Annotated in this window: 20 protein-coding genes, 5 tRNA genes and 1 riboswitch; of the genes, 23 read left to right on the top strand and 2 right to left on the bottom strand. The window is 61.8% G+C overall.

All coding sequences use genetic code 11. From position 1 onward, the window contains the following. Positions 1-124 precede the first annotated feature (124 nt). From MF6396_RS24725 to astE, 12 genes are all read left to right on the top strand, one after another. Positions 125-907: an ABC transporter substrate-binding protein gene (locus MF6396_RS24725; RefSeq protein WP_043860283.1), complete on the top strand. Its 783-nt coding sequence runs from the start codon at positions 125-127 to the stop codon at positions 905-907. A 90-nt stretch (positions 908-997) separates the two neighbouring features. Next, complete coding sequence (locus tag MF6396_RS24720; protein WP_054916585.1) at positions 998-1,687, top strand: ABC transporter permease; 690 nt, start codon at positions 998-1,000, stop codon at positions 1,685-1,687. Beyond that, positions 1,684-2,382, top strand: a complete 699-nt coding sequence (locus tag MF6396_RS24715; protein WP_054916584.1) for an ABC transporter permease — start codon at positions 1,684-1,686, stop codon at positions 2,380-2,382. Before MF6396_RS24720 ends, MF6396_RS24715 begins: the two co-directional genes overlap by 4 nt. Before the next feature lie 65 nt (positions 2,383-2,447). Next, entirely contained in the window at positions 2,448-3,212 is a 765-nt protein-coding gene (locus MF6396_RS24710; RefSeq protein ID WP_078481762.1) for an ABC transporter ATP-binding protein, read from the top strand. A gap of 107 nt (positions 3,213-3,319) precedes the next feature. Next, complete coding sequence (gene argR, locus MF6396_RS24705) at positions 3,320-4,300, top strand: transcriptional regulator ArgR (protein WP_078481761.1); 981 nt, start codon at positions 3,320-3,322, stop codon at positions 4,298-4,300. A 318-nt stretch (positions 4,301-4,618) separates the two neighbouring features. Beyond that, on the top strand, positions 4,619-5,839 hold the full coding sequence (locus MF6396_RS24700; protein WP_043860287.1) for an aspartate aminotransferase family protein: 1,221 nt from the start codon (positions 4,619-4,621) through the stop codon (positions 5,837-5,839). Between the two features lie 128 nt (positions 5,840-5,967). Next, positions 5,968-6,987, top strand: coding sequence for an arginine/ornithine succinyltransferase subunit alpha (gene aruF, locus MF6396_RS24695; RefSeq protein WP_043860288.1), 1,020 nt, complete (start codon positions 5,968-5,970; stop codon positions 6,985-6,987). 62 nt (positions 6,988-7,049) lie between these two features. After that, positions 7,050-8,078 (top strand): arginine N-succinyltransferase, encoded by a 1,029-nt coding sequence (astA, locus tag MF6396_RS24690; RefSeq protein ID WP_043860289.1) that lies wholly within the window; start codon positions 7,050-7,052, stop codon positions 8,076-8,078. Next, a complete protein-coding gene (astD, locus tag MF6396_RS24685) occupies positions 8,075-9,541 on the top strand; it encodes a succinylglutamate-semialdehyde dehydrogenase (protein ID WP_177346345.1) in 1,467 nt (488 codons plus the stop codon). The genes astA and astD overlap by 4 nt, the downstream gene beginning before the upstream one ends. Before the next feature lie 25 nt (positions 9,542-9,566). Then, positions 9,567-10,916 (top strand): N-succinylarginine dihydrolase, encoded by a 1,350-nt coding sequence (gene astB, locus MF6396_RS24680; RefSeq protein WP_078481759.1) that lies wholly within the window; start codon positions 9,567-9,569, stop codon positions 10,914-10,916. A gap of 14 nt (positions 10,917-10,930) precedes the next feature. Next, entirely contained in the window at positions 10,931-11,221 is a 291-nt protein-coding gene (locus MF6396_RS24675; RefSeq protein ID WP_043860292.1) for a hypothetical protein, read from the top strand. Positions 11,222-11,233: 12 nt separating this feature from the next. Continuing rightward, on the top strand, positions 11,234-12,244 hold the full coding sequence (gene astE, locus MF6396_RS24670) for a succinylglutamate desuccinylase (protein ID WP_058540770.1): 1,011 nt from the start codon (positions 11,234-11,236) through the stop codon (positions 12,242-12,244). An 89-nt stretch (positions 12,245-12,333) separates the two neighbouring features. On the opposite strand, the gene MF6396_RS24665 is transcribed toward astE, so the two are convergent. Then, complete coding sequence (locus MF6396_RS24665; RefSeq protein ID WP_043860294.1) at positions 12,334-12,840, bottom strand: 6,7-dimethyl-8-ribityllumazine synthase; 507 nt, start codon at positions 12,838-12,840, stop codon at positions 12,334-12,336. 93 nt (positions 12,841-12,933) lie between these two features. Further along, a riboswitch (FMN riboswitch) is annotated at positions 12,934-13,085 on the bottom strand. Between the two features lie 213 nt (positions 13,086-13,298). Here MF6396_RS24665 and alaS point away from each other — a divergent pair. The 8 genes from alaS to mgtE all read left to right on the top strand — a co-directional run bounded on the left by alaS (position 13,299) and on the right by mgtE (position 20,096). Further along, positions 13,299-15,917 carry an alanine--tRNA ligase gene (gene alaS / locus MF6396_RS24660; RefSeq protein WP_043860295.1) on the top strand — a complete coding sequence of 873 codons (2,619 nt, stop codon included), beginning with the start codon at positions 13,299-13,301 and terminating at the stop codon, positions 15,915-15,917. A gap of 90 nt (positions 15,918-16,007) precedes the next feature. Continuing rightward, a complete protein-coding gene (locus MF6396_RS24655; RefSeq protein WP_043860296.1) occupies positions 16,008-17,243 on the top strand; it encodes an aspartate kinase in 1,236 nt (411 codons plus the stop codon). Between the two features lie 183 nt (positions 17,244-17,426). Further along, the gene (gene csrA / locus MF6396_RS24650; RefSeq protein ID WP_010226667.1) at positions 17,427-17,615 is read left to right on the top strand and encodes a carbon storage regulator CsrA; all 189 of its coding nucleotides are present in this window, start codon (positions 17,427-17,429) and stop codon (positions 17,613-17,615) included. Positions 17,616-17,687: 72 nt separating this feature from the next. Then, a tRNA-Ser gene (locus MF6396_RS24645) sits at positions 17,688-17,778 on the top strand. 108 nt (positions 17,779-17,886) lie between these two features. Further along, positions 17,887-17,963, top strand: a tRNA-Arg gene (locus MF6396_RS24640). Between the two features lie 77 nt (positions 17,964-18,040). Next, positions 18,041-18,117 (top strand) — tRNA-Arg (locus MF6396_RS24635). Positions 18,118-18,194: 77 nt separating this feature from the next. Then, a tRNA-Arg gene (locus MF6396_RS24630) sits at positions 18,195-18,271 on the top strand. Between the two features lie 382 nt (positions 18,272-18,653). Then, the gene (gene mgtE / locus MF6396_RS24625; protein WP_043860297.1) at positions 18,654-20,096 is read left to right on the top strand and encodes a magnesium transporter; all 1,443 of its coding nucleotides are present in this window, start codon (positions 18,654-18,656) and stop codon (positions 20,094-20,096) included. Positions 20,097-20,152: 56 nt separating this feature from the next. Here the strand turns inward: mgtE and MF6396_RS24620 are convergent, their stop codons facing one another. Further along, positions 20,153-20,479 carry an Arc family DNA-binding protein gene (locus tag MF6396_RS24620; protein WP_003254499.1) on the bottom strand — a complete coding sequence of 109 codons (327 nt, stop codon included), beginning with the start codon at positions 20,477-20,479 and terminating at the stop codon, positions 20,153-20,155. A gap of 344 nt (positions 20,480-20,823) precedes the next feature. On the opposite strand from MF6396_RS24620, the gene phnN reads away from it, so the two are divergent. From phnN to MF6396_RS24600, 3 genes are all read left to right on the top strand, one after another. Next, positions 20,824-21,414, top strand: coding sequence for a phosphonate metabolism protein/1,5-bisphosphokinase (PRPP-forming) PhnN (gene phnN / locus MF6396_RS24610; protein ID WP_058540771.1), 591 nt, complete (start codon positions 20,824-20,826; stop codon positions 21,412-21,414). A gap of 109 nt (positions 21,415-21,523) precedes the next feature. Next, positions 21,524-21,600: transfer RNA gene (locus MF6396_RS24605), tRNA-Arg, on the top strand. A 228-nt stretch (positions 21,601-21,828) separates the two neighbouring features. Next, the gene (locus MF6396_RS24600; RefSeq protein WP_054916581.1) at positions 21,829-22,257 is read left to right on the top strand and encodes a GNAT family N-acetyltransferase; all 429 of its coding nucleotides are present in this window, start codon (positions 21,829-21,831) and stop codon (positions 22,255-22,257) included. The last annotated feature ends 264 nt before the right edge of the window (positions 22,258-22,521 follow it).

Raw genomic sequence — 22,521 nt, 5'->3', positions numbered from 1 at the left:
ATCACTCGCTCGTGATGCCTCGACCCTGTTTCGTCGAGCCCTGCGCAGCTCGCGTTGTACCCATTCGCAACGTCGACGGCCAATCGGCCTGTCACGTATTGCCCTTTACCGATGGAGTTCCCAGATGAAGAAACTCGCACTGCTTGGCGCCCTGGCGCTGTCCGTGTTTTCCCTGGCATCGCTGGCTGATGAAAAACCACTGAAGATCGGCATCGAGGCCGCCTACCCACCGTTCGCTTCCAAGGCGCCGGACGGCAGCATCGTGGGCTTCGACTACGACATCGGCAACGCGCTGTGTGCAGAGATGAAGGTCAAGTGCGTTTGGGTCGAGCAGGAGTTCGACGGCCTGATCCCGGCGCTCAAGGTGCGCAAGATCGACGCCATCCTGTCGTCCATGTCGATCACCGATGATCGCAAGAAGTCCGTGGACTTCACCAAGCGCTACTACCTCACGCCGGCCCGCCTGGTGATGAAGGACGGTACCACCGTCAGCGACAGCCTGGACGAACTCAAGGGCAAGAAGATCGGCGTTCAGCGTGGCTCGATCCACGACCGTTTCGCCAAGGAAGTGCTGGCCCCCAAAGGCGCCACCATCGTTCCCTACGGCACCCAGAACGAAATCTACCTGGACGTTGCCGCCGGTCGTCTGGATGGCACCGTGGCCGATGCGACCCTGCTCGAAGACGGCTTCCTCAAGACCGACGCCGGCAAGGGCTATGCATTCGTAGGCCCGTCCTTCACCGACGCCAAGTACTTCGGTGACGGTATCGGTATCGCCGTGCGCAAGGGCGACGCCCTGAAGGACAAGATCAACACCGCCATCGACGGCATCCGTGCCAATGGCGAGTACAAGAAGATCCAGGACAAGTACTTCAACTTCGACATCTACGGCCCTGACGCGCAGTAATCCGTCGACGTTTCACCTGTTCAATGGTGCAAGCAGCAGAAGCGCTGAGGTTTGCACCATTTTTTCATCCCTAAGGTCGAGGACCTCAACATGTTGAAAGGCTACGGGGCAGTCATCCTCGATGGAGCATGGCTGACGCTACAGCTCGCCTTGTCGTCCATGGCCCTGGCCATCGTACTGGGCCTGATCGGCGTGGCGCTGCGGCTGTCGCCGGTGCGCTGGCTGGCCTGGCTGGGCGACCTGTACGCCACGGTGATCCGCGGGATCCCCGACCTGGTGCTGATCCTGCTGATCTTCTACGGCGGTCAGGACCTGCTCAACCGCGTCGCACCCTTGCTCGGTTTCGACGATTACATCGACCTCAATCCGCTGATGGCGGGTATCGGTACCCTGGGCTTCATCTTTGGTGCATACCTGTCCGAAACCTTCCGCGGCGCTTTCATGGCCATCCCCAAGGGGCAGGCCGAAGCCGGCATGGCCTATGGCATGAGCGGCCTGCAGATCTTCTTCCGAGTGCTGGTGCCGCAGATGATTCGCCTGGCGATCCCTGGCTTCACCAACAACTGGCTGGTACTGACCAAGGCCACCGCACTGATTTCGGTGGTGGGCCTGCAAGACATGATGTTCAAGGCCAAGCAGGCGGCGGACGCGACCCGCGAGCCGTTCACGTTCTTCCTGGCGGTCGCGGCGTTGTACCTGGTGATCACCAGTGTCTCGTTGCTGGCCCTGCGTTACCTCGAGAAACGCTACTCGGTTGGCGTAAAGGCGGCTGATCTATGATTTTCGATTACAACGTCATCTGGGAAGCCATGCCGCTGTACCTGAGCGGCATGCTGACCACGCTCAAGCTGCTGGCGCTGTCGTTGCTGTTCGGACTGCTGGTGGCAGTGCCGCTGGGCCTGATGCGGGTGTCCAAGCAGCCGCTGGTGAACATGAGCGCCTGGCTCTACACCTACGTGATTCGTGGCACGCCGATGCTGGTGCAGCTGTTTCTGATCTATTACGGGCTGGCCCAGTTCGAGGCGGTGCGCGAGAGCTTCCTGTGGCCGTGGCTGTCCAGTGCGACCTTCTGTGCGTGCCTGGCCTTTGCCATCAATACCAGTGCCTACACCGCCGAGATCATCGCCGGCAGCCTCAAGGCCACGCCCCACGGCGAGATCGAGGCGGCCAAGGCGATGGGCATGTCGCGGGTCAAGATGTACCGCCGCATCCTGCTGCCCTCGGCCCTGCGCCGGGCGCTGCCGCAGTACAGCAATGAAGTGATCATGATGCTGCAGACCACCAGCCTGGCGTCGATCGTGACCCTGATCGACATCACCGGTGCGGCGCGCACGGTCAATGCCCAGTACTACCTGCCGTTCGAGGCGTACATCACCGCCGGTGTGTTCTACCTGTGCCTGACCTTCATTCTGGTGCGCCTGTTCAAGCTGGCTGAACGCCGCTGGCTCGGCTACCTGGCGCCGCGCAAGGGCTGAGCCCGGCGGCAACTTTTTCGCCCCGGGCGCAGGCCCGGGACTGACGCTTTGTGAGAACCGACAGCATGTACAAACTCGAAGTCCAAGACCTGCACAAACGCTATGGCAGTCACGAAGTGCTCAAGGGTGTGTCCCTGGCGGCCAAGGCGGGCGATGTGATCAGCATCATCGGCTCCAGCGGCTCGGGCAAGAGCACCTTCCTGCGCTGCATCAACCTGCTCGAGCAGCCGCATGCCGGCAAGATCCTGCTCAACAACGAAGAGTTGAAGCTGGTGGCGAACAAGGACGGCGCGCTGAAGGCGGCCGACCCCAAGCAGTTGCAGCGCATGCGCTCGCGCCTGTCGATGGTGTTCCAGCACTTCAACCTGTGGTCGCACATGACTGCGCTGGAGAACATCATCGAGGCACCGGTGCACGTGCTGGGCATGAGCCGCAAGGACGCGCTGGAAAAGGCCGAGCACTACCTGGCCAAGGTCGGTGTGTCCCATCGCAAGGATGCCTACCCGGGCCATATGTCCGGTGGTGAGCAGCAGCGTGTGGCGATTGCCCGTGCACTGGCGATGGAGCCTGAAGTGATGCTGTTCGACGAGCCGACCTCGGCGCTGGACCCGGAGCTGGTGGGCGATGTGCTCAAGGTGATGCAGGCGCTGGCCCAGGAAGGCCGCACCATGGTTGTGGTGACCCACGAGATGGGCTTCGCCCGCGAGGTGTCCAACCAGCTGGTGTTCCTGCACAGGGGTGTGGTCGAAGAGAGCGGCAACCCGCGTGAAGTGCTGGTCAACCCGCAGTCCGAGCGGTTGCAGCAGTTCCTGTCCGGCAGCCTGAAATAATCGACCGTGCTACAGTTCGAGGCTGCCGCTTTGCACCAGAATAGGGCATGCTGCGCCTCGATCGAGGCTTTTCTCCCAGACTCCTCTCAGGTTTCGGACCTTACCCAATGACCACCCAGCGAATCGGTTTTCTCCTCTGGCCCAGCACCAAGGCCTTGACCCTGGCGCTGGCCGAAGAGGTCTTGCGGGTGGCCCAGAAGGTGCACCCCGAAGTGGTCTACGAGCTGCTGTTCCTGCAGGCCGAACCTGCGCCGGAGGGCGCCTGGCGCTTGCCTGGCGAAGCCTGGGTGGGGCGGCTGGAAGGTTGCCAGAAGCTGTTTCTGCTGGCCGATGAGCCGCCGCAGGCGGTAGGCGCGGCGCTGGGCAGCGCGCTCAAGCAACTGGTGCGCTCGGGGTGCGTGGTGGGCGGTCTTTCGGCAGGTGTGTATCCGCTGGCCCAGCTGGGCCTGCTGGATGGTTATCGCGCCGCGGTGCACTGGCGCTGGCAGGATGACTTCGCCGAGCGCTTCCCCAGGGTCATCGCCACCAGCCACCTGTTCGACTGGGATCGCGATCGGCTGACCGCCTGTGGTGGCATGTCGGTACTGGACCTGCTGCTGGCCGTGCTGGCCCGTGACCATGGCGCCGAGCTTGCCGGTGCGGTTTCCGAAGAGCTGGTGGTCGAGCGCATTCGCGAGGGGGGCGAGCGTCAGCGCATCCCGCTGCAGAATCGCCTGGGCTCCAGCCATCCGAAGCTGACCCAGGCGGTGCTGCTGATGGAGGCCAATATCGAAGAGCCGTTGACCACCGACGAGATTGCCCAGCATGTGTGCGTATCGCGCCGGCAGCTGGAGCGGATCTTCAAGCAGTACCTCAATCGGGTGCCCAGCCAGTATTACCTGGAGCTGCGCTTGAACAAGGCGCGCCAGATGCTGATGCAGACCAGCAAGTCGATCATCCAGATCGGCCTGTCGTGCGGGTTCTCGTCGGGGCCGCATTTTTCCAGCGCGTACCGCAACGTCTTTGGCGCAACGCCACGCGAAGACCGCAACCAGCGCCGCAGCAACAGCCCGTTCGAGTTGTCGTCGGCGCCTGCCGAGCGCGGCTGATTCGGTAGCGCAGCGCGACCTTCGGCGGCAAACCAGCGCCCGCAGCGTCGAAGGGGGCTGCACAGGCCCGAGGGCGCTGGCTTGCCAGCGAAGAAGCCCCCGCAAATCCGTGCGTGACACAATCTCCCCGCCAGCACCGCGCACCGTTTAAACTGCGCCTTTGCGACCCTATTTGTCGCATTGCCGAAAGCCTTGGCAAAACAGGGTTTGGCGCTATAAGAAGTTGTCGCTTGGCGGCAAGGCCGGGCGTTCATCAGTCCTTACAATCCCCCCATCGCTCGCCAGTTCCAGGCAGGCGTTCCTCTTCAGGAGACTCCGATGTCCGTTGAGCAAGCTCCGGTGCAACGCGCCGATTTCGACCAGGTAATGGTCCCCAACTATGCGCCGGCCGCTTTCATCCCCGTGCGTGGCCAGGGCTCCCGTGTATGGGACCAGGCGGGGCGCGAGCTGATCGATTTCGCTGGCGGCATCGCCGTAAACGTCCTGGGGCACGCCCACCCGGCGCTGGTCGGTGCGCTGACCGAGCAGGCCAACAAGCTGTGGCACGTGTCCAACGTGTTCACCAACGAGCCAGCCCTGCGTCTGGCCCACAAGCTGGTCGACGCCACCTTTGCCGAGCGTGCGTTCTTCTGCAACTCCGGCGCCGAGGCCAACGAGGCCGCCTTCAAGCTGGCCCGTCGTGTCGCCCACGACCGCTTCGGCCCTGAAAAGCACGAGATCATCGCTACCGTGAACAGCTTCCACGGTCGCACCCTGTTCACCGTGAGCGTCGGTGGCCAGCCCAAGTACTCCGACGGCTTCGGCCCTAAGATCACCGGCATCAGCCATGTGCCGTACAACGACCTCGAAGCGCTCAAGGCGCAGATCAGCGACAAGACCTGCGCGGTGGTGATCGAGCCGATCCAGGGCGAGAGCGGCGTGGTGCCGGCCGACAAGGCCTATCTGCAAGGCGCGCGCGAGCTGTGCGACAAGCACAACGCACTGCTGATCTTCGACGAAGTGCAGACCGGCGTCGGCCGTACCGGCGAGCTGTTCGCCTACATGCACTACGGCGTGACCCCCGACATCCTGACCAGCGCCAAGAGCCTGGGCGGCGGCTTCCCGATTGCCGCGATGCTGACCACCGAAGCGCTTGCCAAGCACCTGGCCGTGGGCACCCACGGCACCACCTATGGCGGCAACCCGTTGGGCTGCGCCGTGGCCTCTGCGGTGCTGGATGTGGTCAACACCCCCGAAGTGCTGGCGGGCGTCAAGGCAAAGCACGAGCGCTTCAAGGCGCGCCTGGAGAAGATCGGCCAGCAGTACGGCCTGTTCACCCAGGTCCGCGGCCTGGGCCTGCTGATCGGTTGCGTGTTGTCCGATGCCTGGAAGGGCAAGGCCAAGGACGTGTTCAATGCTGCCGAGAAAGAAGGCCTGATGGTTTTGCAGGCCGGCCCGGACGTGGTGCGTTTCGCCCCCAGCCTGGTGGTGGAAGATGCCGACATCGATGAAGGCCTGGACCGCTTCGAACGCGCTGCCGCTGCACTGACCAAGGCCTGATACCGGCCTGCGGTCCTTCGCTGGCCCCGGTGGCCAGCGAACCGATTCTGGTGGCCCGTGCCCGTGGCACGTGCCGCTTCTTCTGCGCCGGCAGCTGTCGGCCCGATTTTCCCTAAAGGAGTGACACCATGCTGGTGATGCGCCCCGCGCAAATGGCTGACCTGGGTGAAGTGCAGCGTCTGGCCGCGGACAGTCCCATCGGTGTCACGTCCCTGCCGGATGATGCCGGTCGCCTGGGCGACAAGATCGCCGCGTCCGAAACCTCCTTTGCCGCCGAAGTCAGCTTCAATGGCGAGGAGAGCTACTTCTTCGTGCTCGAAGACAGCGAGACCGGCAAGCTGGTCGGCTGTTCGGCCATCGTGGCCTCGGCCGGCTATTCCGAGCCGTTCTACAGTTTTCGCAACGAGACCTTCGTGCACGCCTCGCGCGAGCTGAAGATCCACAACAAGATCCATGTGCTGTCGCAGTGTCACGACCTGACCGGCAACAGCCTGCTGACCAGCTTCTACGTGCTGCCCGAACTGGTGGGCACCGGCTGGGCCGAGCTCAATTCCCGCGGCCGGCTGCTGTTCATGGCAGCGCACCCGGAGCGGTTTGCCGATTCGGTGGTGACCGAGATCGTCGGCTACAGCGACGAGCACGGCGACTCGCCGTTCTGGGATGCCATCGGGCGCAACTTCTTCGACCTCAACTACGCTGCCGCCGAGCGCCTGTGCGGGCTCAAGAGCCGTACCTTCCTTGCCGAGCTGATGCCGCATTACCCCATCTATGTGCCCCTGCTGCCGGATGCCGCGCAGGAGGCCATGGGCCAGGTGCACCCGCGCGCGCAGATCACCTTCGACATCCTGATGCGCGAAGGCTTCGAGACCGATCACTACATCGACATCTTCGACGGTGGGCCGACCCTGCATGCGCGAGTGTCCGGCATCCGCTCCATCGCCCAGAGCCGGCTGGTGCCGGTCAAGCTGCAGGAGCAGGCCGTCAAGGGCGGGCGCCCGTACCTGGTATCCAACGGCCAGTTGCAGGATTACCGCGCCGTGATGCTGGAGCTGGACTGGGCCCCTGGCAAGCCGGTGCAGCTGGACCTGGCCGCCGCCGAGGCGCTGGGAGTGGGTGAGGGCGCCAGCGTGCGCCTGGTCGCGGTCTGATTGCCTGGCTACCCCAGGTCGAGTTTCGCAGGGGCCAGCAGGCACCTGCCCGAGGAGATAGCATGATTGTTCGTCCCGTACGCAGCAGCGACCTACCGGCGCTGATCGAGCTGGCGCGCAGCACCGGCACCACCGGCCTGACCACTCTGCCGGCCAACGAAGAGCGCCTGGCCCACCGGGTGGGCTGGGCCGAGAAGACCTTCCGCGGCGAAGCCGAGCGTGGCGATGCCGACTACCTGTTCGTGCTCGAGAACGACGAAGGCGAAGTGGTGGGCATTTCGGCCATCGCCGGTGCCGTTGGGCTGCGTGAACCCTGGTACAACTACCGGGTGGGCCTGACCGTCAGCGCGTCCCAGGAACTGGACATCTACCGCGAGATCCCCACGCTGTTTCTGGCCAACGACCTGACCGGCAACTCCGAGTTGTGCTCCCTGTTTCTGCGCAGCGACTACCGCAGTGGCCTCAATGGTCGTCTGCTGGCCAAGGCTCGCCTGCTGTTCATTGCCGAATTCAGCGAGCTGTTCGGCAACAAGATCATTGCCGAAATGCGCGGCATGTCCGACGAGCAGGGCCGTTCGCCCTTCTGGGAGAGCCTGGGCCGACACTTCTTCAAGATGGAGTTCAGCCAGGCCGACTACCTGACGGGGGTCGGCAACAAGGCGTTCATCGCCGAGCTGATGCCCAAGTTCCCGCTGTACACCTGCTTTCTGTCCGAGGCGGCGCGCAATGTGATCGGGCGCGTGCACACCGATACCGAACCGGCGCTGGCCATGCTGCAGAGCGAAGGCTTCAGCTATCAGGGCTACGTCGACATCTTCGACGCGGGCCCGGCGGTCGAGTGCCAGACCAGCAAGATTCGCGCGGTGCACGACAGCCAGGCCCTGGTGCTGGCGATCGGCACGCCGGGCGACGATGCCACCCCTTTCATCATCCACAACCGCAAGCGCGAGGACTGCCGTATCACCGCAGCGCCCGCGCGCTTGGCTGCGGGCACCCTGGTGGTCGACCCGCTGACGGCCAAGCGCCTGCGCCTGAGCGCCGGTGACCAGGTACGTGCGGTGCCACTGTCCGCAGCACGGGAGGCCAAATAATGACCACGCACTACATTGCCGGTACATGGCAGGCCGGCCAGGGCGAGACCCTGCAGTCGCTGAACCCGGTCAGCCAGCAGGTGATCTGGCAGGGCCAGGGCGCCGACGCGGGGCAGGTCGAGGCCGCAGTACAGGCTGCGCGTCAAGCCTTTGCTGGCTGGGCTCGCCAACCGCTGGAGGCGCGTATCAGCGTGCTCGAAGCCTTTGCCGCGTGCCTCAAGGCCCACGCCGATGAACTGGCCCGCTGCATCGGCGAAGAAACCGGCAAGCCGCTGTGGGAGGCCACCACCGAAGTGACCAGCATGGTCAACAAGGTGGCCATTTCGGTGCAGAGCTACCGCGAACGTACCGGCGAGAAGAGCGGCCCGCTGGCTGACGCCACGGCGGTACTGCGGCACAAGCCCCACGGTGTGGTGGCGGTGTTCGGCCCGTACAACTTCCCGGGCCACCTGCCCAACGGGCATATCGTGCCGGCGCTGCTGGCCGGTAACAGCGTGGTGTTCAAGCCCAGCGAGCTCACGCCGAAAGTGGCCGAGCTGACGCTCAGGTGCTGGATCGAGGCCGGGCTGCCGGCTGGCGTGCTCAACCTGGTGCAGGGGGCGCGGGAAACCGGGGTGGCCCTGGCGGCCAACCCCGGCATCGACGGCCTGTTCTTCACCGGCTCCAGCCGCACCGGCAACCTGCTGCACCAGCAGTTCTCGGGGCGCCCGGACAAGATCCTGGCCCTGGAGATGGGGGGCAACAACCCCCTGGTGGTCGATCAGGTGCAGGACCTGGACGCTGCGGTATACACCATCATCCAGTCGGCCTTCATTTCCGCCGGCCAGCGCTGCACCTGTGCACGCCGCCTGCTGGTACCCCAAGGCGAATGGGGCGACACCCTGCTGGCGCGGCTGGTGGCCGTCAGCCGGAACATTTCGGTGGGCGCGTTCGATCAGCAGCCGGCGCCGTTCATGGGCTCGGTGATCTCCCTGGGGGCAGCCCGCGCGCTGCTCGATGCCCAGGCCCAGTTGCTGGCCAGCGGCGCACAGTCGCTGCTGCCGATGACCCAGCCACAGGCCGATGCGGCGTTGCTGACCCCGGGCATCATCGACGTGACCTCGGTGGCCGAGCGCCCGGACGAGGAGTTCTTCGGGCCGCTGCTGCAGGTTATCCGCTACAGCGATTTCGATGCCGCGATCCGCGAAGCCAACAACACCCAGTACGGCCTGGCCGCAGGGCTGTTGTCCGATTCCGAGGCGCGCTACCAGCAGTTCTGGCTGGAAAGCCGCGCCGGTATCGTCAACTGGAACAAGCAACTGACCGGTGCCGCCAGCAGCGCACCGTTCGGTGGTGTCGGGGCCAGTGGCAACCATCGGGCGAGCGCCTATTACGCGGCCGACTACTGCGCCTACCCGGTGGCGTCGCTGGAGGCATCCAGCCTTGTGCTGCCCGCCACGCTGACGCCCGGCATCACCCTATAACAACAGCTTCACGGAGCCTTAGCCGATGAAATCATTTGAAGTGAATTTTGATGGCCTGGTGGGGCCGACGCACAACTACGGCGGGCTGTCCTACGGCAACGTTGCTTCGCAGAGCAACAGCCAGCAGGCATCCAACCCGCGTGAAGCGGCGCGCCAGGGCCTGGCGAAGATGAAGGCGCTGATGGAGATGGGCTTTGTGCAGGGCGTACTGGCCCCGCAGGAGCGTCCGGATGTGGCTGCGCTGCGTCGCCTGGGCTTTGGCGGCGGCGATGCGCAGGTCATCGAGCGGGCGGCCAGGGAGGCGATGCCGTTGCTGGTCGCCAGTTGCTCTGCGTCCAGCATGTGGGTGGCCAACGCCGCCACGGTCAGTCCGAGCGCCGATACGGCCGATGGACGCGTGCATTTCACGGCGGCCAACCTGAACTGCAAGTACCACCGCAGTATCGAGCACCCGACCACCAGTCGTGTGCTGGGCGCGATGTTCGCCAATACGCAGCACTTTGCCCACCATGCCGCGTTGCCGGCGGTGGCGCAGTTCGGTGACGAAGGTGCTGCCAACCACACGCGCTTCTGCCGTGCCTATGGCGAACCGGGCGTGGAGTTCTTCGTGTTCGGGCGCAGTGCATTCGATGCGCGCTACCCGGCGCCGCACAAATACCCGGCCCGCCAGACCCTGGAGGCTTCCCAGGCGGTTGCCCGGCTGCATGGCCTGAGTGCCGACGGCGTGGTCTATGCTCAGCAGAACCCTGCCGTGATCGACCAGGGCGTGTTTCACAACGATGTGATCGCGGTGGGCAACGGCGAGGTGCTGTTCTATCACGAGGATGCCTTCCTCGACACCGAAGCGGTGCTGGCCGAGCTGCAGGCTAAACTGGCCGGATGTGGCGGCAAGTTCAAGGCCATCTGCGTGCCGCGGGCCCAGGTGACGGTCGAGGACGCCGTGCGTTCGTATCTGTTCAACAGTCAGTTGCTGTCCCGTGAAGACGGTTCGATGCTGCTGATCGTGCCGGAGGAATGCCGCAATAACGAGCGGGTCTGGGCCTATCTGTCGGCCTTGACCGGCCAGGGCGGGCCGGTGACCGAGGTCAAGGTCTTCGACCTCAAGCAGAGCATGCAGAATGGCGGCGGCCCCGCGTGCCTGCGTTTGCGCGTGGCGCTCAACGATACGGAGCTGGCGGCCGTCAACCCAGGGGTTATCATGACCGCGCCGCTGTACGACACCCTGACCCAATGGGTCGACAGGCACTACCGCGACAGCCTGAGCGAACGCGACCTGGCTGACCCGCAGCTGTTGCTGGAATGTCGCACGGCACTGGATGAGCTGACCCAGATCCTCAAGCTGGGTTCGGTGTACCCGTTCCAACTCCAACCTTGAAAGAGAACTCGATTATGTCCGACGCCCTGCAGCTGATCCTCGAAGATGAAGATGGCACCCAGCTGGAAACTTCCTGCACCCGTTTTGCCGTGCTGTGGCAGGGCAAGGAAGTGTGGATTCAGCAGGATGGCCGCGGCCAGCTGCTGATCGGTGTCGATGTTGAAGAAGGCGACGCCGAGTATGCCAACCTGCTGCTGCGCCCGCTGGCCACCAACCTGGTGAGCCTGCAGCTGGAAATGGAGCCGGCCGATGCTGGCGAAGATGACGACCACGTCCATGGCCCCGATTGCGGGCATCACCACTAAGGAACACCGCCCATGCTCGCCCTCGGCAAACTGCTTGAACTGACCCTTGCCGGTCGTGAACCGGCAGAGAAGACCCAGCTGACTGTCGAAGGCGTGCGCATGCGCTGGCTCGACGAGGGGGCGCTTGAAGTGACCCCGCCCGAGGGGCGTGACGATGGCATGGACCTGCTGCTGTCTGCGGGTATTCATGGCAACGAGACTGCACCGATCGAGTTGCTCGACGAACTCCTGCATGGCATTGCCAGGGGGGAGATCAAGCCGCGGGCGCGTGTGCTGTTCCTGTTCGGCAACCCCGAGGCGATGCGCACGGGCGCGCGGTATATCGAGCACGACGTCAACCGTCTGTTCAACCGGCGTCATGAGCAGTCCAGTGGTGTCGAGGCATTGCGTGCCTGTGCGCTGGAGCGTCTGGCAACGGCCTTTTTTTTCTATAAAGAGGGCCGTACCCGCCTGCACTATGACCTGCACACCGCCATTCGCGGCTCCAAGATCGAGCAGTTTGCGCTGTATCCCTACAAGGAAGGCCGTCAGCACTCGCGTCGGGAACTGGCTCGCTTGCGCGCCGCCGGCATGCAGGCTGTGCTGCTGCAGAGCAAGCCTTCGATCACCTTTACCGCATTCACCTACGAAACCCTGGGGGCCGAAGCGTTCACCCTCGAGCTGGGCAAGGCGCGGCCGTTCGGCCAGAACGGCGAGATCAAGCTCGGCAAGCTCGAAGCGCGGCTCAGGGCGATCATCGAGGGTAACGAGCCGGCTGAAGATGAAGGGATCGGCGGGCTGCAACTGTTCAGCGTCGCGCGCGAGATCATCAAGCACAGCGACAGCTTCCACCTGCACCTGCCGGCGGATATCGAGAACTTTTCCGAGCTTTCCAGAGGGTATCTGCTGGCCGAGGACCTGGCCGAGACGCGCTGGGTTGTCGAGGAGGAGGGCGCGCGGATCATTTTCCCGAACCCCAAGGTGAAGAACGGGCTGCGTGCGGGGATGCTGATCGTGCCTGCGTCGGATGAGCAGTTGGTCTGAAGATGAAACACCTTCGCCGGCAAGGCCGGCTGCTACAGGTGTCGCGCATCCCGTAGCAGCCGGCCCTGCCGGCGAAAGGGGCAGTGCAATCAGCCCGCCATCTTCTGCGGTACTTCATTGCGGCGCAGCGAGCGCAGCTTGAGCAGGGTGTCGGCGCAGGTCACTGCCGCTTCGGCGCCCTTGTGCACGAAGTGATCGAAGAAGAACTTCTGGTGCTCGTCGCCGGCATGGAAGTGATGCGGGGTCAGTACCACCGAGAACACTGGCACTTCGGTTTCCAGCTGCACCTGCATCAGGCCGCTGATCACCGACTGGGCGACGAATTCATGGCGGTACAGGCCGCCGTCCACCACCAGGCCTGCAGCCACGATGCCGGCGTAACGGCCGCTGCGGGCCAGCAGCTTGGCGTGCAGCGGGATTTCGAAGGCACCGCCGACTTCATAGAAGTCGATATCGCTCAGCTGATAGCCTTGCTTGGCCATCTCTTCGACGAAACCCTTGCGGCTCTGGTCAACAATATCCTTGTGCCAGCAGGCCTGGACGAAGGCGATGCGATCGTTGTGATGGCCTTTGCTGTCGATTGGGGTAGCTTGCATTGAAACGAACTCCTGTTTGTATGAGAAACAGGGCAGTGGATCGAAGGGGATTGTCGTTGCGCAGATGTGCAGACGCAGGCACTCGCGTGCCTATCCCGCTCTCTCTTTATCCGGACTATGACCGTCGGCCCCGGAATCACACCGGGTCTGCTGACCTTGCAGGGTTGCCTGCAAGCGCTCGCGGGCTATGCGCAATGGGCGCAATTACCGCCGGTGGGGAATTGCACCCCGCCCTGAGAACGTGCCGCCAGTGGCTGGCGACGCACACGTTGTAGCATAGATGTCGGCAGAACGTATAGCCTGCTAAGCAAACCGCGCCGGATGAAGGTCATTTCATCCTCAAATGGCGGTTGGCGATGTATAAACTCACTGCACCTCGTGTTAAGGCTCGATATAATGCGGCCCTTTGCCGTCGTTTCGTCAATTTGACGCAGGCCGCCGTTTCCGTGGAAGAACCTATGAAAAGCGCAGAAATCCGTGAAGCCTTCCTTCGCTTCTTCGAAGAGCAGGGCCATACCCGAGTTGCCTCCAGCTCCTTGATCCCGGGCAACGACCCGACCCTGCTGTTCACCAACGCGGGGATGAACCAGTTCAAGGACTGCTTCCTTGGCCAGGAAAAGCGCGCGTACACCCGCGCCACCAGCAGCCAGAAGTGCGTGCGCGCCGGCGGCAAGAACAGCGACCTGGAAAACGTCGGGTATACCGCGCGTCACCATACGTTCTTCGAAATGCTGGGCAACTTCAGTTTCGGCGACTATTTCAAGCGTGATGCCATCACCTACGCCTGGACCTTCCTCACCGGCGTGCTGCAACTGCCCAAGGAAAAGCTCTGGGTCACCGTGTATGCCACCGATGACGAGGCCTACGACATCTGGACCCAGCACATCGGTGTGCCGGCCGAGCGCATGGTGCGCATTGGCGACAACAAGGGCGCGCCCTACGCCTCGGACAACTTCTGGACCATGGGCGATACCGGCCCGTGCGGCCCCTGCACCGAGATCTTCTATGACCACGGCGCCGACATCTGGGGTGGCCCGCCAGGCTCGCCGGAAGAAGACGGTGACCGTTACATCGAGATCTGGAACAACGTCTTCATGCAGTTCAATCGCACTGCCGACGGCGTGCTGCACCCGCTGCCTGCACCGTCGGTGGACACCGGCATGGGCCTGGAGCGCATCAGTGCGGTGATGCAGCATGTGCATTCGAACTATGAAATCGACCTGTTCAAGAACCTGCTGAGCGCGTCGGCTGCCGCCATCGGCTGCAGCAACGAAGACCAGTCGTCGCTCAAGGTAGTGTCGGACCACATTCGTTCGTGCAGCTTCCTGATTGCTGATGGCGTGCTGCCTTCCAACGAAGGCCGTGGCTACGTGCTGCGTCGCATCATTCGTCGCGCCTGCCGTCACGGCAACAAGCTCGGTGCCACCGGCAGCTTCTTCTACAAGATCGTTGCGGCGCTGGTTGCCGAGATGGGCGAGGCGTTCCCGGAACTCAAGCAGCAGCAGGCCAACATCGAGCGCGTGCTCAAGGCCGAGGAAGAGCAGTTTGCCAAGACCCTGGAGCAGGGCCTGAAGATCCTCGAGCAGGACCTGGCCGAACTCAAGGGCAGCGTGGTGCCCGGTGACGTGGTGTTCAAACTGTATGACACCTACGGTTTCCCGATGGACCTGACGGCCGACATCGCCCGTGAGCGCAGCCTGACCATCGACGAAGTCGGTTTCGAGCGCGAGATGGAGGCGCAGCGTGAGCGCGCGCGTTCGGCCAGCGCCTTCGGCCTGGACTACAACACCCTGGTCAAGGTCGATGTGGCCACCGAATTCACCGGTTATGCCACCACCGAAGGCGCTGCCAGCGTCGTTGCACTGTACAAGGACGGCAAGGCCGTCGAGCAGCTGGGTGAAGGCGAGGAGGGTGTGGTGATCCTCGACCGCACGCCGTTCTACGCCGAGTCCGGCGGCCAGGTGGGTGACTGCGGGTACCTGCAGGCCGGTGCCGTCCGCTTCGATGTCCGTGACACCACCAAGACCGGCGGTGCCTTCCTGCACCACGGTGTGGTTGCCAGCGGCAAGCTGAGCGTCGGTGCCCAGGTTGAAACCCGGGTCGATGCGCAGGTTCGTCATGCCACCTCGCTCAATCACTCGGCCACCCACCTGCTGCACGCGGCATTGCGTCAGGTGCTGGGCGAGCACGTACAACAGAAAGGCTCGCTGGTCGACAGCCAGCGCCTGCGTTTTGACTTCAGCCATTTCGAGGCGGTAAAGCCAGAGCAGCTCAAGGCGCTGGAAGACATCGTCAACCGCGAAGTGCGCAACAACACCGAGGTCATGACCGAAGAGACCGACATCGAGACTGCCAAGCAGAAGGGCGCCATGGCGCTGTTCGGCGAGAAGTATGGCGACAGCGTGCGCGTGCTGAGCATGGGCGGTGATTTCTCCGTCGAGCTGTGCGGCGGCATCCATGCCAAGCGCACCGGCGATATCGGTCTGCTCAAGATCATCAGCGAAGGCGGTGTGGCCTCCGGGGTGCGTCGTATCGAAGCGGTCACTGGCGCCGCCGCACTGGCCTACCTGAACGCTGCCGAAGAGCAGCTCAAGGAAGCTGCCCAGCTGGTCAAGGGCAGCCGCGAGAACCTGGTCGACAAGCTGTCGGCGGTGCTCGAGCGCAACCGTCAGCTGGAAAAGCAACTGGAGCAACTGCAGGCCAAGGCCGCCAGTGCTGCCGGCGATGACCTGTCTGCCAGCGCAGTCGACGTCAAGGGCGTCAAGGTGCTGGCCGCGCGTCTGGACGGACAGGACGGCAAAGCCTTGCTGGCCCTGGTCGACCAGTTGAAGAACAAACTCGGCCGCGCAGTGATCCTGCTCGGCAGTGTCCACGAAGAAAAGGTCGTACTGGTCGCAGGCGTGACCAAGGACCTGACCGGCCAACTCAAAGCCGGTGATCTGATGAAGCAAGCCGCTGCAGCGGTGGGCGGCAAAGGCGGTGGTCGTCCGGACATGGCGCAAGGCGGTGGCGTGGATGCCGCAGCGCTGGACGGTGCACTGGCTCTGACCGTGCCATTCGTAGAACAGGGTGTCTGAAGCGCCCGGTGGCCCGCCATCCGATGGCGGGCCCTGGCGTTGGGTAATTGTGTTTATTGGGTGCCCTTCACGGGCTGAGGCGGCTTTGAAATGGCGTTGATCGTACAGAAATTTGGCGGCACCTCGGTGGGCACGGTCGAGCGCATCGAACAGGTTGCCGACAAGGTGAAGAAGTTCCGCGAGGCTGGCGACGACCTGGTGGTCGTGCTGTCGGCAATGAGCGGGGAAACCAATCGTCTGATCGAGCTGGCGAGGCAAATCAGCGATCAGCCGGTTCCGCGCGAGCTGGACGTGATCGTGTCCACCGGCGAGCAGGTGACCATCGCATTGCTGGCCATGGCGCTGATCAAGCGGGGTGTGCCTGCGGTGTCCTACACCGGCAACCAGGTGCGTATTCTCACCGACAGTGCGCACAACAAGGCGCGCATCCTGCAGATCGATGATCAGAAGATTCGTGCCGACCTCAAGGCAGGTCGCGTGGTCGTGGTAGCCGGTTTCCAGGGCGTTGACGAGCACGGCAGCATCACCACGCTGGGGCGTGGCGGTTCCGATACCACCGGCGTGGCCCTGGCGGCTGCATTGAAGGCTGACGAGTGCCAGATCTACACCGACGTCGATGGTGTCTATACCACCGACCCGCGCGTGGTGTCCCAGGCGCAGCGGCTGGACAAGATCACTTTCGAAGAGATGCTGGAAATGGCCAGCCTCGGGTCCAAGGTGCTGCAGATTCGGGCCGTGGAGTTTGCCGGCAAGTACAACGTACCGCTGCGTGTACTGCACAGTTTTCAGGAGGGTCCGGGTACCCTCATTACTATTGATGAAGAGGAATCCATGGAACAGCCGATCATTTCCGGCATCGCCTTCAATCGCGATGAAGCCAAGCTGACCATTCGCGGTGTGCCGGATACCCCGGGCGTGGCATTCGGGATTCTGGGCCCCATCAGTGCAGCCAATATCGAAGTCGACATGATCGTGCAGAACGTTTCGCACGATAACACCACCGACTTCACCTTCACCGTACACCGCAACGATTACGAAAAGGCGCAGAAGGTACTGGGTGAAACCGCCCTGAAGCTCAATGCCCGCGAAGTGGTGGGTGATACCAAGATCGCCAAGGTATCGATCGTGGGTGTGGGCATGCGCTCGCATGCGGGCGTTGCCAGCCGCATGTTCGAATCGCTGGCCAAGGAGAGCATCAACATCCAGATGATCTCCACTTCGGAAATCAAGGTGTCGGTGGTTATCGAAGAGAAGTACCTGGAACTGGCTGTGCGTGCCTTGCACACCGCTTTCGAACTCGACGCGCCTTCCCGTCAGGGCGAGTAAGCGTTGTGCTCACTGGGGCGCGGCCTGGCCGCGCCCTTCGTGTTTTTGAACGGCACAAGAAACCTGTGGGTTGTCGGGTGTCGATCAACGTTCAGGCGTAGGTCCGCCGCTGTTCTGGCGGCGGGTTGAAGCCCTTTTTTTGCAGACTGTTATCCCTGAACTGAATTGCGTGAGGAGAAAGGTATGTTGATTCTGACTCGTCGGTGCGCAGAGAGCCTGATAATTGGCGACGGCGAAATCACCGTGACCGTGCTCGGCGTCAAAGGAAACCAGGTACGGATTGGGGTGAACGCGCCCAAGGAAGTGGCCGTGCACCGTGAGGAAATCTACCTGCGGATCAAGAAAGAGAAGGACGAAGAACCAACCCATTAATTTTTATCGATATTTTTTCAAAAAAGGGTTTGCAAACGGGGAAGGCTCTGGTTATTATACGCCCCGTGTTGCGGAGAGGTGGCCGAGTGGCCGAAGGCGCTCCCCTGCTAAGGGAGTATACCTCACAAGGGTATCGGGGGTTCGAATCCCCCCTTCTCCGCCATTATTCATGTAGGGCGCTGTAATCTTGCTTGAATCGCTAAGTAGTTGAAATTAAACGAAAAAGTGGTTGGCAAATCGATTAAGCGGTCTATAATGCGCGGCAACAAATGCACTCGTAGCTCAGCTGGATAGAGTACTCGGCTACGAACCGAGCGGTCACAGGTTCGAATCCTGTCGAGTGCACCATACGACGAAGTAGTTTCCAGTCTGGAAGTTGCCTCAGTTTCAACCAGAGGTGATCTGGTCCATCAAGTACCAACCCTGCACTCGTAGCTCAGCTGGATAGAGTACTCGGCTACGAACCGAGCGGTCACAGGTTCGAATCCTGTCGAGTGCACCATACGACGAAGCAGTTTCCAGTCTGGAAGTTGTTTCAGCTTCAACCAGAGGTGATCTGGTCTATCAAGCGCCAACCCTGCACTCGTAGCTCAGCTGGATAGAGTACTCGGCTACGAACCGAGCGGTCACAGGTTCGAATCCTGTCGAGTGCACCATACAACAGAAGGCCCGCTTTTAAGCGGGCCTTCTGCTTTTCGGCTTTTCACTTTTCCGTAAGGCGCGATGAATAAACTGTCATCGATGCGTTTACCGGCCTCTGCTAACTTTTGCGTCTTCAATGTGTTCTTTGGGGTGTGCCAGCCGTCGCACTGTCAGAGCTGGACGTTGTCACAGCTTTATCTCGCAAGCGATTGTTCTGGCCAATATTTTCAGCCCGAGCAGCCCAAGCCGTGTATGATTGCGCCCGTCAGCTCCGCCGGGGCTTGTGGAATACCACCATGGACTTACCCAGTAGTTACTCAATAGCTTGTTTTGCCAATCACGATCTGACTGATTGATTCTCCTGGCGTGCTCCGCTGCTGGGAGTGGAGTACGCGTATGACCGAAAGTGAAGTAAAAAAATCGCAAGAAAGCCTGCAGGATCGCCTGGCCCAGGTGGTCGAATTGCTGCAGCGCCAACGAGTGGTCGAAGACCTGACACATCGTCAGGAAGGGCACCATAACGATCGGGTCGAAAATCTCGTACACCGCCAGAATCTGGTCGAGCTGCAACGCAAGCTCGATGATCTGCACTCCGCTGACGTTGCCTACATTCTCGAAGCCCTGCCGCTGGATGATCGTCTGACGGTCTGGCAACTGGTCAAGGCCGAGCGTGATGGTGACATCCTGCTCGAGGTATCCGATTCGGTTCGGGAAACCCTGATCGCCGACATGGACGATCACGAGCTGCTTGCCGCTGCCAAGGAGATGGACGCCGACGAGCTGGCCGACCTTGCGCCGGAGCTGCCGCGCGACGTCGTGCATGAGCTGATGGAAACCCTCGATGCCCAGCAGCGTGAGCGCGTACGCTCCGCGTTGAGCTATGACGAGGACCAGGTCGGTGCCTTGATGGACTTCGAGATGGTGACCATCCGCGAGGACGTCAGCCTTGAGGTGGTGTTGCGTTACCTGCGCCGGCTCAAGGAACTGCCAAGCCATACCGACAAACTGTTCGTGGTCGATTACGACGGCAAGCTCAAGGGTGTGCTGCCCATCAAGCGGCTGCTGGTGAACGACCCCGACAAGCAGGTTGCCGAGGTCATGGCCAGTGACCCGGTGAGTTTTCATCCCGATGAAGACGCCTACGATGCGGCACAGGCCTTTGAGCGCTATGACCTGATTTCGGCACCGGTGGTGGACAAGAGCGATCGCCTGATCGGCCGTTTGACCATCGACGAAATGGTCGACCTGATCCGTGAGGAAAGCGAGAACGAAGTCCTCAACATGGCGGGTCTGCGTGAGGAGGAAGACATCTTCGCCTCGGTTTGGCGTTCGCTTCGCAACCGTTGGGCATGGCTGGCAATCAACCTGATCACGGCCTTTGTCGCTTCGCGAGTGATCGGCCTGTTCGAGGGGTCGATCGAGAAGCTGGTGGCGTTGGCTGCACTGATGCCCATCGTGGCCGGTATCGGGGGCAACTCCGGCAACCAGACCATTACCATGATCGTACGTGCCATGGCGCTCGATCAGGTCAGCCCGGGCAATACTGCGCGATTGATGCGCAAGGAGCTTGCGGTGGCCTTGATCAATGGCCTGGTGTGGGGGGGCGTGATCGGCGTTGTGGCCTACCTGCTCTATGGCAGCTGGTCGCTGGGGGTAGTGATGACTGCGGCGATGACCCTGAACCTGCTGTTGGCGGCCCTGATGGGCGTTCTTATCCCGATGACGCTTGCTCGAATGGGGCGCGATCCTGCGATGGGCGCAAGTGTGATGATCACTGCCATGACCGACAGTGGCGGGTTCTTCATCTTCCTGGGCCTTGCTACGATCTTCTTGCTGTAAAAAGGCAAGGCATAAAAAAAGCCAGCGAAAGCTGGCTTTTTTGTGCGTGGGTGGAGTCAGGAAGCGTCTGCGGCCATCTCGACGTCATGGGCGATCAGTGCGACCAGAGCATTTTGCTGGCGATGGGACAGCTGGCGGAAGCGTTGCAGCAGTTCACGTTCGTGCAGTGACAGCTCTGGGCTGTCCAGGCGCATGCTCAGCTCGTCGCCCAGTGCACCTTCCTGAATAAGGCTCTGCTCCAGGCGTGCAATGATCTCGGAGTTCATGCTGCGGTGGTGGTTACGCGCAACCTCGGCAATGCGCTCACGCATTCCGTCTGGCAGGCGGACGACAAATTTGTCAGCGGTGCGGCTTGAGTAGATAGCCTGTTTCATTGGGCGCATATAATTGACCGGTTTAGTTCAGGGGGAAGCGGTTCTCGAAATCGGCCGCACGATGAGTGTTACGACCATCGTTAAGACAAAATGTTCAACCTGGAGTACGAATGAGGTCTTCATCATGCCTCAGTGTCGCCAGTTCCTTGGCGTCAATTCTGTGACAAATATTGAACTGGGTAAAGGCGTTATGCCAGTACCAATTATCAGAAATGCGCACTGGTTTGAAAAGTTTTCATTTGGCGCTCGGCCTGGCCACCTCGGCGGCTCGACTTTTCATCACCGGCAAAGGCGCAAAGACCGTGCAATGCGCCTAAAATGCGCGAGCTTTCCTTTCTCTGAGCATAGTGGCTATGCAGTATGACGCAAGCGACGTTCCCTTGGCGGGGGCGGGCAGGGTGATCTATTTGATGGGGCCGTCCGGTGCCGGCAAGGACAGTCTTCTGGATGCGGCGCGTGAGCTTTTGCTGGCAAGCCAGGTGCGCATTCCTAAGCGTGTCATCACTCGCTCCGCCGAGGCGGTGGGGGAAGACGCAGTCGCCGTATCGGTCCAGCAGTTCGAGCAGATGGCTGACCGTGGCGAATTTGCCCTGCAGTGGCGCGCCAATGGGTTGGCTTATGGGGTTCCTGCTTATATAGATGCGTGGCTTGCCGAAGGCTGGCACGTGATGGTCAACGGGTCGCGCGCGCACCTGCCGGTGGCGCAGGCGAAGTACCCGGACCTGTTGCCCATATTGCTTTGTGTGAATCCGCAGGTATTGCGCGGGCGATTGCTTCAACGGGGCAGGGAGGGGCAGCACGAGATCGAGCAGCGAATGGCGCGCAACCAACAGTCCATGACACAGGTTGATGATCGGGTCCGGCGGGTGGACAACTCGACCAGTCTTGACGATGCAGTGCGCCGCCTGCTGATGGTTTTGCAGGAGGCAGGCGTACGTGCCTGAGGCTGGAAACCACCTACTGGTAAAAAGCGCAGAGACGACATGACAAATCCTGGCTCGCTGGGTAACATGCTCGCCGTTCCGTATGGCGGGCCATGTACGCCAGACGCATGTCTCAGTAGCTCAATTGGATAGAGCATCCCCCTCCTAAGGGGAAGGTTGCAGGTTCGAACCCTGCCTGGGACACCATCCTTCGTTCGAGGGCTGGCTGCTTCCTGCGCTTTACCTTCTCTTCTTCTGCTCCATCCATCCCTCCTCGTTTCTGCGCATGATTCGCTACCTTGGCTGACGTTCGTGCTGCCCCCTGGCGAGCCTCCTTCTACCTGTGAACCCGAATTCCGATTTAACATCCGCTGCGAGCCGGCGCCTGCAGGCTCGCAGCGTACTCATGTAGTCCAATGCCGCACAGGAGAGCTTATGACAGATGCCCCTTACCGATTCACCCTGGGCGCTGACGCCGATGCCATGGCAGTGGTGCGTGAAGGGCTGCGCCGCTTCAACATCGAACAGATCGGCCCTTACACCTATGAAGATTTCCAGCTGTATGCCCGCGATGGCGGGGGCCAGGTGAGAGGTGGGCTGTTCGGTCATTTCGCAATGGGTTGGCTCTATATCGACTACTTCTGGTTGAGCGATGCCGCACGCGGTCATGGGTTGGGCAGCGAACTGCTGATGCGAGCCGAGGAGGAGGCGCGGGCGCGGGGCTGCACCGGTTTGTTTCTTTATACCTATAGCTTCCAGGCCCCTGACTTCTACCAGAAGCAGGGATACCACATCATGGGGATGCTGGAGGATTGCCCGCCTGGTTATCAGCGCTACTACCTGAAAAAGACGCTTCAGTCTTGAAATGCTCATGCTGACCTATGTGCCGAGGTTATTTTGAAATAAACCCTTGACGCACAATTTAATCTCTCTATAATTCGCCCCACTTCCGGCGCAGTCGGAACGAAAAACTCCTTGAATATCAACGGGTTGGACGTTTAAGGTCAGGCTGGAGGTGCTTCGATCGAAAGATCGGCAGCGGTGAAAAAGGCGGTTGACAGCAGGTTGTAACGCTGTAGAATTCGCCTCCCGCTACGAGAGATCGAAGCGAGTCAAGTGTTTGAAGTG

The sequence above is a fragment of the Pseudomonas sp. MF6396 genome (assembly GCF_002018915.1).
GTDB classification, from domain to species: Bacteria; Pseudomonadota; Gammaproteobacteria; order Pseudomonadales; family Pseudomonadaceae; genus Aquipseudomonas; species Aquipseudomonas palmensis.
This window is presented reverse-complemented; position numbering and strand designations above follow the sequence as displayed.

Bases quoted from the DNA above. Each gene is read 5' to 3' on its own strand.
- MF6396_RS24600 (WP_054916581.1), top strand. From the start codon at position 21,829: ATGACAGATGCCCCTTACCGATTCACCCTGGGCGCTGACGCCGATGCC.
- MF6396_RS24665 (WP_043860294.1), bottom strand. From the start codon at position 12,840: ATGCAAGCTACCCCAATCGACAGCAAAGGCCATCACAACGATCGCATC.
- astE (WP_058540770.1), top strand. From the start codon at position 11,234: ATGCTCGCCCTCGGCAAACTGCTTGAACTGACCCTTGCCGGTCGTGAA.
- MF6396_RS24710 (WP_078481762.1), top strand. From the start codon at position 2,448: ATGTACAAACTCGAAGTCCAAGACCTGCACAAACGCTATGGCAGTCAC.
- MF6396_RS24700 (WP_043860287.1), top strand. From the start codon at position 4,619: ATGTCCGTTGAGCAAGCTCCGGTGCAACGCGCCGATTTCGACCAGGTA.
- MF6396_RS24620 (WP_003254499.1), bottom strand. From the start codon at position 20,479: ATGCGCCCAATGAAACAGGCTATCTACTCAAGCCGCACCGCTGACAAA.
- MF6396_RS24720 (WP_054916585.1), top strand. From the start codon at position 998: ATGTTGAAAGGCTACGGGGCAGTCATCCTCGATGGAGCATGGCTGACG.
- astA (WP_043860289.1), top strand. From the start codon at position 7,050: ATGATTGTTCGTCCCGTACGCAGCAGCGACCTACCGGCGCTGATCGAG.
- argR (WP_078481761.1), top strand. From the start codon at position 3,320: ATGACCACCCAGCGAATCGGTTTTCTCCTCTGGCCCAGCACCAAGGCC.
- alaS (WP_043860295.1), top strand. From the start codon at position 13,299: ATGAAAAGCGCAGAAATCCGTGAAGCCTTCCTTCGCTTCTTCGAAGAG.
- MF6396_RS24725 (WP_043860283.1), top strand. From the start codon at position 125: ATGAAGAAACTCGCACTGCTTGGCGCCCTGGCGCTGTCCGTGTTTTCC.
- csrA (WP_010226667.1), top strand. From the start codon at position 17,427: ATGTTGATTCTGACTCGTCGGTGCGCAGAGAGCCTGATAATTGGCGAC.
- MF6396_RS24715 (WP_054916584.1), top strand. From the start codon at position 1,684: ATGATTTTCGATTACAACGTCATCTGGGAAGCCATGCCGCTGTACCTG.
- MF6396_RS24675 (WP_043860292.1), top strand. From the start codon at position 10,931: ATGTCCGACGCCCTGCAGCTGATCCTCGAAGATGAAGATGGCACCCAG.
- aruF (WP_043860288.1), top strand. From the start codon at position 5,968: ATGCTGGTGATGCGCCCCGCGCAAATGGCTGACCTGGGTGAAGTGCAG.
- astB (WP_078481759.1), top strand. From the start codon at position 9,567: ATGAAATCATTTGAAGTGAATTTTGATGGCCTGGTGGGGCCGACGCAC.
- phnN (WP_058540771.1), top strand. From the start codon at position 20,824: ATGCAGTATGACGCAAGCGACGTTCCCTTGGCGGGGGCGGGCAGGGTG.
- MF6396_RS24655 (WP_043860296.1), top strand. From the start codon at position 16,008: ATGGCGTTGATCGTACAGAAATTTGGCGGCACCTCGGTGGGCACGGTC.
- mgtE (WP_043860297.1), top strand. From the start codon at position 18,654: ATGACCGAAAGTGAAGTAAAAAAATCGCAAGAAAGCCTGCAGGATCGC.